Origin of the sequence: Micromonospora sp. WMMD980, assembly GCF_029626035.1 — a bacterium.
GTDB lineage: Bacteria > Actinomycetota > Actinomycetes > Mycobacteriales > Micromonosporaceae > Micromonospora.
Map to the genome: position 1 here is coordinate 3709368 of NZ_JARUBE010000003.1, position 12845 is coordinate 3722212.

General features: G+C 73.7%; 11 protein-coding genes. 7 read left to right on the forward strand and 4 right to left on the reverse strand.

Translation table 11 applies throughout. The annotated features are described in order from the left end of the window. Positions 1 to 6 precede the first annotated feature (6 nt). From O7618_RS17340 to O7618_RS17350, 3 genes are read left to right on the forward strand one after another with little or no spacing between them, the layout of a single operon-like run. Positions 7 to 729 carry an ABC transporter ATP-binding protein gene (locus O7618_RS17340; RefSeq protein ID WP_278107131.1) on the forward strand — a complete coding sequence of 241 codons (723 nt, stop codon included), beginning with the start codon at positions 7 to 9 and terminating at the stop codon, positions 727 to 729. Then, positions 726 to 3404 carry an FtsX-like permease family protein gene (locus tag O7618_RS17345; protein ID WP_278107132.1) on the forward strand — a complete coding sequence of 893 codons (2679 nt, stop codon included), beginning with the start codon at positions 726 to 728 and terminating at the stop codon, positions 3402 to 3404. The genes O7618_RS17340 and O7618_RS17345 overlap by 4 nt, the downstream gene beginning before the upstream one ends. Before the next feature lie 27 nt (positions 3405 to 3431). Then, entirely contained in the window at positions 3432 to 3899 is a 468-nt protein-coding gene (locus tag O7618_RS17350) for a nitroreductase family deazaflavin-dependent oxidoreductase (protein ID WP_278107133.1), read from the forward strand. A 2-nt stretch (positions 3900 to 3901) separates the two neighbouring features. Here the strand turns inward: O7618_RS17350 and O7618_RS17355 are convergent, their stop codons facing one another. Then, the gene (locus O7618_RS17355) at positions 3902 to 4156 is read right to left on the reverse strand and encodes a hypothetical protein (RefSeq protein ID WP_278107134.1); all 255 of its coding nucleotides are present in this window, start codon (positions 4154 to 4156) and stop codon (positions 3902 to 3904) included. Between the two features lie 208 nt (positions 4157 to 4364). Here O7618_RS17355 and O7618_RS17360 point away from each other — a divergent pair, with 208 nt between their 5' ends. From O7618_RS17360 to O7618_RS17370, 3 genes are all read left to right on the forward strand, one after another. Continuing rightward, the gene (locus O7618_RS17360) at positions 4365 to 5576 is read left to right on the forward strand and encodes a helix-turn-helix transcriptional regulator (protein ID WP_278107135.1); all 1212 of its coding nucleotides are present in this window, start codon (positions 4365 to 4367) and stop codon (positions 5574 to 5576) included. A gap of 42 nt (positions 5577 to 5618) precedes the next feature. Further along, positions 5619 to 6146, forward strand: coding sequence for a GNAT family N-acetyltransferase (locus O7618_RS17365; protein ID WP_278107136.1), 528 nt, complete (start codon positions 5619 to 5621; stop codon positions 6144 to 6146). A gap of 243 nt (positions 6147 to 6389) precedes the next feature. Further along, positions 6390 to 7121, forward strand: coding sequence for a nucleotidyltransferase domain-containing protein (locus O7618_RS17370; protein WP_278107137.1), 732 nt, complete (start codon positions 6390 to 6392; stop codon positions 7119 to 7121). A 6-nt stretch (positions 7122 to 7127) separates the two neighbouring features. On the opposite strand, the gene O7618_RS17375 is transcribed toward O7618_RS17370, so the two are convergent. Together O7618_RS17375 and map are read right to left on the reverse strand one after the other, a co-directional pair. Beyond that, complete coding sequence (locus O7618_RS17375) at positions 7128 to 7844, reverse strand: VIT1/CCC1 transporter family protein (protein ID WP_278107138.1); 717 nt, start codon at positions 7842 to 7844, stop codon at positions 7128 to 7130. Then, positions 7841 to 8698 carry a type I methionyl aminopeptidase gene (map, locus tag O7618_RS17380; protein WP_278107139.1) on the reverse strand — a complete coding sequence of 286 codons (858 nt, stop codon included), beginning with the start codon at positions 8696 to 8698 and terminating at the stop codon, positions 7841 to 7843. Before map ends, O7618_RS17375 begins: the two co-directional genes overlap by 4 nt. Positions 8699 to 8793: 95 nt before the next feature. Here map and O7618_RS17385 point away from each other — a divergent pair, with 95 nt between their 5' ends. Further along, a complete protein-coding gene (locus tag O7618_RS17385) occupies positions 8794 to 9105 on the forward strand; it encodes an STAS domain-containing protein (protein WP_278107140.1) in 312 nt (103 codons plus the stop codon). Here O7618_RS17385 and O7618_RS17390 read toward each other — a convergent pair. Next, positions 9102 to 12761 carry a SpoIIE family protein phosphatase gene (locus tag O7618_RS17390; protein ID WP_278107141.1) on the reverse strand — a complete coding sequence of 1220 codons (3660 nt, stop codon included), beginning with the start codon at positions 12759 to 12761 and terminating at the stop codon, positions 9102 to 9104. The two genes, O7618_RS17385 and O7618_RS17390, sit on opposite strands and share 4 nt — an antisense overlap. Positions 12762 to 12845 lie beyond the last annotated feature (84 nt).

Below are 12845 nucleotides of genomic sequence, written 5' to 3' on the forward strand. Positions count from 1 at the left end.
GCGGAGATGAGCGGAGTGCTGGAACTTCGCGAGGTGCACCGGACCCACGGCGCCGGCGAGGCCGCCGTGCACGCGCTGCGCGGCGTGAGCCTCAGCGTCGCCGCCGGCGAACTGGTGGCGGTGATGGGCCCCTCCGGCTCCGGCAAGTCGACGTTGCTGGCCCTGGCGGGCGGACTGGACCGGCCGACCGGCGGCGAGGTGCTGGTCGAGGGCGAGGCGCTCTCCGGGCTGCCGGCCCGCGAGCTGGCCCGGCTGCGCCGCCGCCGGGTCGGGTACGTGTTCCAGGATCTGAACCTGCTCGGCAGCCTGACCGCGGTGGAGAACGTGGCGCTGCCGCTGGAGTTGGACGGCACCGGGGTGCGGGCGGCCCGCCGGCTCGCCCTGGCCGCGCTGCGCGAGGTGGAGGTCGCCGGCCTGGCCGACCGCTTCCCCGACCAGATGTCCGGCGGCCAGCAGCAGCGGGTGGCGATCGCCCGGGCGCTGGTCGGCGAACGCCGGCTGGTCCTCGCCGACGAGCCGACCGGCGCGCTCGACTCCCAGGCCGGCGAGGCGGTGCTGCACCTGCTGCGTCGCCGGGTCGACGACGGCGCCGCCGGGGTGCTGGTCACCCACGAGGCCCGGCACGCCGGCTGGGCGGACCGGGTGGTCTTCCTGCGCGACGGCGTGCTCGTCGACTCGACCGCCCCGCTCATCGGCGTCGAGCACCTGCTCAGCGGCAGCGGCCGGTGACCGCGGGCCGGCTCGCCGGTGCGTGGGGCTCGTGGCGTACCGCCCTGCGGATCGCCCGTCGGGAGGCCCGCCGATCCCGCCGGCGCACGCTGCTCGTGCTGGTCATGATCGCGCTGCCGGTGCTCGGGCTCAGCTTCGCGGCGGTCAGCTACGACATGTCCGACCTGACCCGGGCGGAGCGCCAGGAGCGCCGGCTCGGCGCGGCCGACGCGGAGCTGAGCTGGACGAACCTGGGGCCGGTGACGCAGGACGCCTGGGGTGACTCGTCCTGGCCGGTCGAGGGCGGGCCGACGGTCCGGACCCGGCCGGTCACCGCGGACGAGCTGCGGGCGCTGCTGCCCGCCGGCAGCCGGGTCACCCGGATCAGGTGGTGGATGCCGTTCGAGGCCCGGATCGGGCGGCACATCGAGGCGCTGGAGGCGCGCGCCGTCGACCTGACCGACCCGCTCGCCCGGCCGCTGGCCCGGATCCGGGAGGGCCGGGCGCCGGTCCGCCCGGACGAGATCGCGGTCAGCCCGGCCGCGCTGCGCCTGCTGCACACCCGGCTGGGCGAGCCGGTACGCACCACCGACGGCGCCACCCACCGGGTGGTCGGGGTGGTCGAGTTCCCGGACAACCTGGGCCCGACGGTGACGCTGGCCGGGGTGGCCCCGGAGGGGCCGCCGACCGAGGCGAGCTGGCTCGTCGACGTCCCCGGCGGGATGGACGGGGCGCTGGCCGACCGGCTCAACGCGCAGGGCGTCCAGGTGGCCGCCCGGCGCCCGCTGCCGGGCCGGGACGCGTACACCGACGGCGTGCCGATGCCGGGCGCCGAGGAGACCAGCGTGTCCGTGCTGGTCGGCGGGCTGGGTCTGCTGGAGGTGGTGCTGCTGGTCGGTCCGGCCTTCGCGGTCGGCGTCCGCCGTCGGCGGCGGGACCTCGCGCTGGTGGCGGTGGCCGGTGGGGACGCGGTCCACCTGCGCCGGATCGTGCTCGCCGACGGGGTGGTGCTCGGGGCGGGCGGGGCCGCCCTGGGACTGCTGCTGGGCGTCGGCGCCGCGTTCGCCGGCCGCCCGCTGGTCGAGCAGTACCTGATCCAGCAACGCTTCGGCGCGTACCGCGTCTTTCCCACCGCGCTGGCCGCGATCGCCGTGGTCGCGGTCCTGGCCGGGGTGCTGGCGGCGCTCGCGCCGGCCTGGGCCGCGGCCCGGCAGGACGTGGTGGCCGGGCTGGCCGGCCGGCGCGACGCGCCCCGGCCGCGACGCCGCTGGTTGCTGCTCGGGGCGTTGTTCACCGTCGCCGGCACGGCGCTGGCCGCGTTCGCCGCCGGCCGGACGTCACCGACCGGGGTGCTGGCCGGCGTCGTGCTGGGCGAGCTGGGGCTGGTGTTCTGCACGCCGACGCTCGTCGGGGCGCTCGCCCGCGCCGGCCGGCTGCTGCCGCTGACCCCCCGGCTGGCGTTGCGGGACGCCAGCCGCAACCGGTCGTCGGCCGCGCCGGCCATCTCGGCGGTGATGGCGGCGGTGGCCGGCAGCGTGGCGCTCGGCGTCTACGTGGCCAGCGACGACGCCCGGTCGGAGAGCATGTGGCAGCCGGGCCTGCCGCCGGGGCACCTGCTGGTCCAGCTCGTCAACCGTGAGGCCACGCCGCCGCCGACCGCCGGCGCGATCGCCGACCGGATCCGCGCGGTGCTGCCGGGCGCCACCGTGTCGGGGGTCGCCACGCCGGACTGCGCGCGACCGAGCGGGCCCGAGGAGTACTGCTCCGCGCAGGCGGTGCGCCCGCCCGAGGAGCGCTGCCGGTACCAGCCGGTGGAGACCGCGCCCGCCGCCGCCCGCGACGACCGCCGCTGCGTCGAGACGTTCCGCGAACCGAACGACATCTCGCTGCCCGTGCTGGTGGACGACGGCGATGCGCTGGTCGCGCTCACCGACGCCCCGGCCGACGAGGTGAGCGCCGCGCGCCGGATGCTCGCCGCGGGCGGCGTGGTTGTCACCGACCCCCGCAAGCTGGTGGACGGGCAGGTGCGGGTGGAGGTGGAGCGTGGGTCGGGCGAGGTGGGCACGGGACGGCTGCTGCCCGGGTACGTGTTGCGCGGCGGCCTTCCGGTGGACCGGCTGGTGCTCTCCCCCGCCGCCGCGAGCCGGCTAGGCCTGGTCGGCACGCCGACGGGCTATCTGGTGGACACCACCGCCGCGCCGACCGACAGCCAGCGCGAGCGGCTGGCCGACGAACTCTCCGACCTGGTGCGCGTCTCGGTGGACATGTCGACCGCGCGCCCGCCGTCGGACCAGCGCTCGGTGCTGCTCCTGCTCTCCGTCGCGTCCGGGGTCATCACGCTCGGCGCGGCCGCGGTCGCCACCGGCCTGGCCGCCGCCGAGGGCCGCCGGGACCTGTCCACGCTCGCGGCGGTCGGCGCCGATCCCCGGGTACGCCGGATGCTGTCGCTCTGCCAGGCCGGCGTGATCGCGGTGCTCGGCTCGGCGCTCGGCACCCTGGCCGGGCTCGGCTCGGCGGTCGTCATCCTGGCCTCGCTCAACCAGCGGTACGCGGACTCGTGGCCGGTGCAGCCGCCCTACCCGGTGGTCGTGCCCGGGGTCACCATGGCCGTGCTGGTGGTGGTGCCACTGGTGGCGATGGCCGGCGCGGCCACGCTCACCCGGTCCCGCCTGCCGGTGGAACGCCGCCTCGACTGAGCGGCCCGGGAGCGGCACACTGGGCGGGTGTCCGCTCTGGGATCCCTCACCCGCCGCCTCGGTCACCAGCAGTGGTTCGCCACCACCATGCGCCTGCTCGTCCCCGCCGACCGGCTGGTCGGCCGGCTGACGAAGGGGCGGGTCGTCGCGTTCGGGCTGGTGCCCACACTGGTGCTCACCTCCACCGGCCGCCGCTCCGGCAAGCCCCGCAGCAACCCCCTGCTCTACGTCCCCGACGGCGACGCCTACGTGGTGATCGGCTCCAACTGGGGGCAGCAGCACCAACCGTCGTGGACGTTCAACCTGCTGGCCCAGCCGGCCGCCGAGGTGGACGTCCGGGGACGCCGGATCCCGGTTCGCGCCGAGCAGGTCGTCGGCGCCGACCGGGAGCGGCTGTTCGACCGGCTGGTGCGGGAGTGGCCGGCCTACCGCACCTACGTGGAGCGGGCCGGCGGCCGCGAGATCAAGGTCTTCCGCCTCGTCCCGGAGAGTTAAGATCATCGCCGCCGGAGGCACGACGAGCAGTCGCCCTCGTGGTCGGGTCGGAGCACGCAGCGTCGCCCCTCGGACAGGCGGCGCTCACAGAAGGCCCAATGTCGTACGTTCTGCTCGTCCTCGGGCGAGACAGTGGTCCCGCCGGGTTCTACCTGCGGTAGAACCGAACTCCAATGAGCCACGACGCGGGCCAGGCGCTGAGCCGAGACGAGGTCGTTGACAACCATCGGTAGGTGGACCACCCAGCGCTCGGTCATCGCTCTTCTCCTATCGGCGACAGCACGGGTTGGGGGCGGGCCGACGACCCGCCCCCACGCGCCTGCCACCGCAGCGTGATCGCGGTACGGAAGCAGGGCCTACGTCGGCGTCGTTGATCGACCGACATGGGTAGCATTCCGAGTACGCTGCGCAGGGGGCAGCCGTGAGCAGTGGGCCCACATGCCAGCCCACGGCCCGAGGGGCGACGTGAACGACTTCGGAGACATACTCAGACAGCACCGGACAGCCGCAGGCTGGTCACTGCGAAAGCTCGCCGAGTTCGTCAGGTACGACTTCGGCTATCTCGGCCAGATCGAACGTGGTAGTCGCCGGGCGAACGCTGACATCGTGGCCGCATACGACCGCGCCCTGGCGGTCGGCGGCGCACTGACCAAGGCGTTCGAGAACAGGCAGGCCAAGGAGACCAACATGCGTAGAAGAGTGGTTCTCCAGGCAGCGGGCTCACTCGTCGCTCTACCCACGGCTGATCGGCTGTTCGGGTTGGAGGTATTGCGGCACGGCCTCAATGCCGCGATGGGCGTCGACGTCGACGAATGGAGCGACATCGTCTCCGACTATGGCCGCGCCTATTACCAGCAGTCGCAGGACCGCCTCATGACGCAGCTCAGTCGGGATCTGACGGTTTTGCAGCATCAACTGACCGCCGCCGACGATCGGAAACGACCCGTCTTGCTCCGCGCGGCCGGGCAGCTGTCAGTGATCGTCGCGCTCAGTCTCGTCGCATCCGGTCATGCCCTGTTGGCACGGCGATGGTGGATCAGTGCTCAGCGCGCCGCAGACGAGTCGGGTGATCCCGACACCCGCGTGCTCACTCGTGCGTGGGACGTCGTCAATGGTTGTTACGACGGTCGTACCCCGCCTGCCGTCTTGGCACTCTCGGAAACGGCGCTTCCCCTTGCTCAGGCTTCGTCTGCCGCGAGCTGCGGCCTCTTGGCCGGGCGAGCGCAGGCGCTCTCGCTCGCCGGCCGCCACGGCGAGGCCGTCGCCACCGTGCGGCGCCTTGCCGAGCACGTCGAGCGACTTCCTGCCCAGGTCGCTGAAGACGTGGAGTCGCTGTGGGGCTGGCCGGAACACCGCCTCCGACACACCGAGTCCTGGGTATACACACACTCCGGCGACAGGCAGGCCGCCCTTGCCGCGCAGGATCGCGCGCTGGAGCTGTACCCCGCCTCGCAGGCACGCTTACGTACGCAGGTGCAGTTGCATCGGGCGACGGCGCTGATCAGGGACGGCGATGTCCCTGACGGGCTGCGCGTTGCCGTCGACATGGTGGATCGCCTGCCGCAGGAGCAACGGAACGAACTCGTATACGCGGTCGCACGGCAGGCTGCTGCTGCCGTGCCTGACAGGGAACGGCATAGTCCGGCCTACCGGGATCTCGTGGACCGGATCCGATAGCCAACCGCTCGCGCCGGCACGAACGGTCATAGCATCCGCTGCATGGTTGCCTTCGCCACTCGACAAGCCAACCGCCTGGCGTCCATCCTCGGCGCTCTCACTGATCTCTACGCGCTCGTCTACGCGGAGCCGCCCTACCTCGAAGGACCGGCACAGGTGGCCCGATTCCGCGCGGGACTGCCCGACGAGGCCGCACGACCGGGATTCCGTCTCGTCATCGCCAGCGAGGACGACCAATTGGTGGGAGCGGCATACGGGTGGACCATGACCGCCGGCACCTGGTGGTCGCAAGCCGATGGCCATCCGCCGGAAAGTGTCCGAAACAGCGATAAATTTGCAGTTATGGAATGGATCGTGCACCCCCGACACCGAGCCCGAGGCATCGGGGCTGAACTGATGCGACGCCTGCTCACCGGCCGGCCCGAGTCCTGGGCAACCCTGGCATCCGACCCACGCACGCAGGCCCGCGACATCTACCGCCGCAATGGCTGGCGGGAGGCTGGGCGCTCACGGCTTCCGTGGGGTCCACCAATGGACCTGTTGATCCTCGACCTCCAAGCCTCCGACTAGCCGGTGTGTCAGGCGGTCGCGCCGGCGCTGTCAGCTCCGGGAGCGGTGGACGACGTCAGCCAGGTCTCGTCGATCAACGGCAACGGGACCTCCCCGGCCGCGATACGGGCGAGAGCCTCTCTGCCGGGTCGTCCGCGTCCGGGCGCGCACAAACCGACATCGCTCGGGCCGGGGTCGGGACGTTCAAGCTGGCTAGGGTTGCCGGCCGAGCACGCCGGGCCCGGGTGCTCGCCAAAGGCGGAGGTGGACGTGGTCGTCGAGCGGGAGATCGACCGGCTGGACGACAGGCGCTGGCGAGTGGCCGAGCGGGTCGGCGACGCCGTGCTCCGCCGGTTCCCGGCCGACGTGCTCGCGGTCGCGGTGCACGGCCCGCTGGCGCACGGCGACGACGACGGCGGCGGGGACGACGAGGTGGGGCTGCTGGTCGCCACCTACCGGCCCGGAGCCGGGCCGCCACCGGCCACCCGCCGGGTGGACGGGGTGCTCGTCGACCTGACCGTGACCGGGGCGGACGACCACCTGCGGCGGGCCACCACCATCACGGCGGGCTGGCCGCTGGCCGCCGACCGCTACGTCACCACCTGCGCCCTGCACGACCCGACCGGTTGGCTGCGGCGGCTCCGCGACGAGCACCTGGCCCGGCTGGCCCGGGCCCGGCCGACCGAGTTCACCGCCGCCGCCCGGCAGGCGTGGTACCGGGGCAGCGCCGCGCACGCCCGCGCGCTGCGGCTGGCCGAGTGGTACGAGACCGACCAGGCGCTGCTGATGCTCGGCGAGGCCCGGCTGGCGGCGGCCACCGTGCAGGGGTTGTTCAGCCGCACCTACTTCCGCGACCCCGGCGACGCGGTGCGGCGCACCGGGCTGGCCGGGGCGGACATGACCGAGGTGGGCGCGACGCTGGGCCGCCAGGCCGAGGAGCTGGCCGCCCGGGGCCGGCCGGTCGACGGCACCGTGGACGACCTGCTCGACGGCTGAGGCGGGTCAGCCCAGGCCGCCGCCGACGCCGATCAGCGCGCCGATCAGATAGGTCGCGCCGGCGGCGAGCGCGCCGAGCAGCAACTGCCGCAGGCCGCTGGTCCACCAGGACCGGTAGGTGAACCGGGCCACGATCGCACCGGCGAGGAAGAGTCCCACCCCGCCGACGCCCAGCGCCAGCCAGAGGCTGGTGAAGCCGAGCAGGTACGGCAGCAGCGGCACCAGCGCGCCGACCGAGAAGCAGACGAACGACGAGATCGCCGCCGCCCACGGGCTGGGCTGGTCGTCCGGGTCGACGCCCAACTCCTCCCGGACGTGCACGCGCAGCGCCTCCTCCGGGTTGCGCCGGACCGCCTCGGCGACCTGGGTGGCCAGATCTAGGGGCAGGCCGCGGGCGACCCACGCGTCGGCCAGCTCGCGGGCCTCCGCCTCCGGGTGCCGCTCCAGCTCGCGCCGCTCCTTGGCCACCTCGGCGGCCACCTGCTCGTTGGCGGACCGGACGCTCGTGTATTCGCCCAGGCCCATCGAGATGGCGCCGGCCACCAGGCCGGCCGTGCCGGTCAGCACCACGCTGCGCGGGGACACCCCGCCGCCGCCGACACCGGCGATCAGCGCGATGTTGGTGACCAGACCGTCCATCGCGCCGAACACCGCCGGCCGCAGCCAGCCGCCGGACACGTCCGCGTGGTGCGCCTCGCGCAGCGCCGCCGGGGTCTCGGTCACGGCAGCGTCAGGATCTCGTAGCCGTCGTCGGTCACGACGATGGTGTGCTCGAACTGCGCCGTCCACTTCCGGTCCTTGGTGACCACCGTCCAGCCGTCGTCCCACATGTCGTACTGATAGGTGCCGATGGTGATCATCGGCTCGACGGTGAACGTCATGCCGGGCTCCATCACGTCGGTGGGACGCGGGCTGTCGTAGTGCGGCACGTAGAGCCCGCTGTGGAACGCCTCGCCGATGCCGTGGCCGGTGAAGTCGCGGACCACGCCGTAGCCGAACCGCTTGGCGTACGACTCGATGACCCGGCCGACGACGTTGATCTGCCGGCCCGGCGCGACCGCCTTGATGCCGCGCATCATCGCGTTGTGGGTCCGCTCGACCAGCAGCCGGGCCTCCTCGCTCACCTCGCCCACGCAGAAGGTGGCGTCGGTGTCGCCGTGCACCCCGTCGAGGTAGGCGGTCACGTCGACGTTGATGATGTCGCCGTCGTGCAGCACCGTCGAGTCGGGGATACCGTGGCAGATCACCTCGTTGAGGCTGGTGCAGCACGACTTGGGGAAGCCCCGGTAGCCGAGCGTCGACGGGTAGGCGCCGTGGTCGCAGAGGAACTCGTGCACCACCCGGTCGATCTCGTCGGTGGTCACCCCGGGCTTGCAGTGCTCGCCGGCGAGCTGGGTGGCCCGGGCCGCGAGCCGGCCGGCCACTCGCATCTTCTCGATGGTCTCCGGCGTCTGCACGTGCGAGCCGCGCCACTCCTGGGGGCGCTTCTTGCCCACGTACTCCGGACGCGGGATGTGGGCGGGAACCGCTCGCCACGGGGAGAGCGTGCCGGGGGTCAGCGGCGCACGGACGGTCATGTCCTCAGCCTATCGCCGGCCCCCGTCGTGACCCCCGCCGCGGCCCCGCCGAGCAGGTTGTTGCCGCGGCGCAAACGCTGTGCCATTGTTGCTGCGTGGATCAAGGGGGCGCACCGCCCGTCTTCTCCGTGAGTGCGGAGGGTGACGGCGTCCGGTTGCACGTCCAGGTCACCGGTGAGGTCGACATGGCGACCGCCGACACCATGTTCCAGACCGCGCTGGGCGAGCCCGCCAAACAGCTCACGCTCGACCTGCGGGCGGTCACCTTCTTCGACTCGGCCGCCATCCACGCGGTGGTCCGGCTCGCCCAGAAGTTCCCGGCCGCGCTCACCGTGCTGCCGTCCCGTCAGGTCCGCCGGGTGCTGGAGATCTCCGGCCTGGGCGAACAGGACTGGCTGGCCGACTAGTCGGCCAGCCGGCGCCGCAGCGTCAACTCGGTGCCGTCCTCGGTGCGGGTCACGCTCATCTCCCCGAGCGCCTGGATCAGCGCCAGCCCGCGCCCGCGGAAACTCGACCCGCTCGACTCACGCCACCGGCCGCTGTCCCGGATCGTGGCGGTGACCGTGCGGTCGGCGATGGTCACCTCGACCGCGATGGTCGGGGCGACCGGGTCGACCGGGTGCTCGATCGCGTTCGCCGCCGCCTCCGAGATCGCCACCGTGAGGTCGAACAGGTCGGTCTCGCCCACCTGGTGGGCGACGAGGAAGTCCTCCAGCCGCTTGCGCAGCACGCTGAGCCGGGTCGGATCGGCCGGCAGGTTCAGCGCGAACCGGTTCAGCTCCGCGGCCTCCAGCGCCAGCACCGCCACGTCGTCGTGCCGGTCCCGCCCGGCGACCCGCGCCACCACGGCGTCCACCAGGTCGGCCACGTGCTCGCCACGCGCTCCCGCGTCGGCCCGCAACTGGCGCAGGCCGGCGTCGACGCCCGACTCCCGGTCCTCGATCAGGCCGTCGGTGTAGAGCAGCAGTCGGCCGCCGGGGGCGAGTTCGCCCTCGACGGTCCGGTAGGCGATGCCCGGGATCGCCCCGACCGGCGGCCCGAGGGCCCGATCGTGCAGGAATGCCACGTCGTCTCCTCGAATCAGCAGGGGCGAGGGGTGACCCGCGCTGGCGTACCGGAGGCGACCGGTGCGCGGGGAGAAGTCGAGGCAGACCACGGTGGCGAAGGAGCCGCTGTCGGTGGAGTGCACCAGCCGGTTGAGCCGGGTCAGCGCCTCGCCCGGGTCGTAGCCCTCCAGCACGTACGCCCGCAGCGCGTTGCGGAGCTGGCCCATCGCGGCGGCCGCCCGCACACCCTTGCCGACCACGTCGCCGATGACCAGCACCAGTTCGTCGTCGGGCGTGCCGATCACGTCGTACCAGTCGCCGCCCACCTCGACGTCGGCGCTGCCGGGCAGGTAGCGGCTGGCCACCACCGCGCCGGGAAGCTGCGGCAGCGTACGCGGCAGCAGACTGTGCTGGAGCGTGGTGGCGATCCGGTGCTCGGCCTCGTAGAGCTGGGCGTTCTCCAGCCGCACGCCGATCAGCCGGGCCAGCTCGGTCAGCGCCGCCTGCTCGGTGCCGCCGCCCTCGCGCCGCCACACCCGCAGCTCGCCGAGTTGCTCGCCGGTGGTCCCGGTCAGCGGCAGCACCGCGGACGGCTCGGCGGGCAGGTCCCCACCGGCGTCCTCCTCGTGGCGGGCGCCGGTGGCGACGACCGTCACCCGGCCCGCCTCGGCCAGGTTGAGCGCGTGCCACGCGGCCACCCGCACCACCTCGGCGGTGGAGCGGGCGGTGTTGATCGCGACGGCGGCGTCGGCCAGCGCCCGCAGCCGGCGGACGATCTGCCCGCGGAGCTGACCCAGCTCGACGTTGGCCCGGACCCGGGCGACCAGCTCCTGGCTGGAGAAGGGCTTGGTGAGGTAGTCGTCCGCGCCGGCCGACAGACCGGCGACCTCCTCCGCGGCGCCGGCCCGGGCGGAGAGCATCACGATCGGCACTCCCCGGGTGACCGGGTTGCCGCGCAACGCGGTGACCAGCCCGAAGCCGTTCAGCCGAGGCATCATCACGTCGGTCAGCACCAGGTCGAACGGGGAGTCGACGGCCAGCCGCAGCGCCTCCACGCCGTCGCGCACGGCCACCACCTCGTACGCCGGGGAGAGCAGCCGACTGACGTGCTCGCGCAGGTCGGGGTTGTCGTCGGCGAGCAGGACGCGGCCGGAGCCGCCCGGCGTGCCGGACGGCTCGGGCAGCCCGGTGGGGCGGGCCACCTCGTCGGTCCAGAGCGCCGTCTCGGCGACATAGAGCCGGGCCTGCTCCGGCCCGGTCAGCGGGACCGGGGAGAGCGCGGACACCCGGTCGGCGGGCAGGTGGGCGTAGCCGAACGGCACCGTCACGGTGAACGTGGTGCCCCGCTCGACGACGCTGCGCGCGGTCACCGTGCCGCCGTGCATCTCGACCAGTTCGTGGACCAGCGCGAGCCCGATGCCGGTGCCCTCGTGGGTGCGGGAGCGGGCCCCGGCCACCCGGTGGAACCGTTCGAAGACCTGCGGCAGCTCCTCCGACGCGATGCCGACCCCGGTGTCGGTCACCTCCAGCACGGCCGACCCGTCGCCGGCGCGCACCCGGACCCGGATCTCGCCGTCGAAGGTGAACTTCACCGCGTTCGACACCAGGTTGAGGACGATCTTCTCCCACATGTCCCGGTCGACGTAGACGGGTGCGGGCAGCGGCGGGCAGTCGACCACCAGGCGCAGCCCGGCCCGCTCGGTGGCCGAGCGGAACGTGCTGGCCAGCCGGGAGGTGTAGTCGGACAGGTCGGTGGGCTGGAAGCGGGCGGCCAGCCGGCCGGACTCCAGCCGGGAGAAGTCGAGCACGGTGTTGACCAGCTTGAGCAGGCGCAACCCGTTGCGGTGCATGACGGTCAGCCGGTCGAGGTAGCGGTCGGGCAGCTCGCGGTCGGCGAGCATGTCCTCCAGCGGCCCGAGGACCAGCGTGAGCGGGGTGCGGAACTCGTGGCTGACGTTGGCGAAGAAGTTGGTCTTGGCCCGGTCCAGCGCGGCCAGCTCGGCGGCCCGGGCGCGCTCCTGCTCGTACGCCCGCTGCTTGCCCACGGCGCGGGAGACCTGCGCGGCGACCAGGTCGACGAAGTCCCGGTAGTCGTCGCCGAACGGCAGCCGGCGGGCCACCCCGAGCAGCAGCGCGCCGGCCGGCTCGTGGGTGGCGGTGAGCGGCAGCAGCAGCGCCTGGGCGGCGGCGTCCGCCGGCACCGCGCCGGGCAGGTCGGCGGTGGCCACCCAGCGCGGCGCGGTCAGCGGCTCGCCGGCGGGCAGGCCGGGCCAGCCGGCGAGCCGGGCCGGGTCGACGCCGGAGCAGCCGGCCAGCGTCGGGGTGCCGTCGCCGTCGTAGAGCCACATCGCGCTGAACGGCACGTCGGCGCGGTGCGCGTCGAGCACCCGGGCCACGGCCCGGCCCAGCTCCAGCGTGCTCGGCACGTCGCCCAGCTCGTCGCCCAGCTCGGCCAGGGTCCGCAGCCGGCGCTCGCCGAGCACCCGGCCGGTGGTCTCGTTGACGAAGCAGAAGATCCCGCTGACGGTGCCGTCGGCGTCGCGGATCGGGTCGTAGGAGACGTCGAAGTAGACGTCCTCCAGGAAGCCGTGCCGGTTTATCACGAAGGGGTGGTTCTCGCCCCGGTAGGGCACACCGGTGCCGCGCACCCCGTCGAGCAGCGGGCCGAGGACGTCCCAGGTCTCCGCCCAGTGCAGCCGGGCGGACTGCCCGATCACGGCCGGGTGCTTGTCACCGATGGTCGGCCGGTAGGCGTCGTTGTAGAAGGCCAGGTGTTCCTCGCCCCAGAAGACCACCATCTGGGCGCGGGACGCCAGCATGGTGCTCATCGCGTGGCAGAGCGCGGCGGGCCAGCCGTCCGGGGTGCCGATTCGGGTCGTCGACCAGTCGAAGCCGCGCAGTCGCTCGCCCATCTCGCCGCCGGCGGCGAACGCGGCGGTCAGCAACGGTGGGAATGACGACCCGCCGGCCGCCGGGGACGAACGACCGACGTCCCCGCCCCCCTGGGCCGAGCCCATGCAGCCTCCCGCTCCGGCCATGTCCACGACGGCCGGCGCGACCACGCCGACCGTCCCCGCCTACTACCCCGACGGAGGAGCAAC